The sequence below is a fragment of the Mesorhizobium sp. M1A.T.Ca.IN.004.03.1.1 genome (assembly GCF_003997555.1).
Lineage (GTDB): Bacteria > Pseudomonadota > Alphaproteobacteria > Rhizobiales > Rhizobiaceae > Mesorhizobium.
The window spans coordinates 1-266 of sequence record NZ_RZTV01000425.1; the positions used below are offsets into that span (position 1 = coordinate 1).

At 69.9% G+C, this 266-nt stretch carries 1 protein-coding gene; it reads right to left on the bottom strand.

The window, feature by feature from the left end:
* Positions 1-266: aldehyde dehydrogenase family protein (locus EOD29_RS32285; protein WP_127248836.1), on the bottom strand; the 266-nt coding region annotated here is incomplete at both ends.

Consider the following 266-nt stretch of genomic DNA (forward strand, 5'->3'; position numbering starts at 1 on the left):
GTCGCGCGCCGCCGCCAACGCCTCGCGCAGATCGCTGGTAAAGATGCCGGCGTTCAGGCCGTAGGGCGTGGCGTTGGCGAGCGCAATCGCGTCGTCAAACGTGGTATAGGGCATCAACAGCACCAGCGGCGCGAACGCCTCTTCGCGGGCCAGTTCCGAGGCGCGATCGACCTCATCCAGCACGGTAGGCGCATAGGCGGCAGGCCCGCGCCGCTCACCCCCGATCAGCACCGAGGCTCCGGCATGACGCGCCGTCTCGGCGGCAG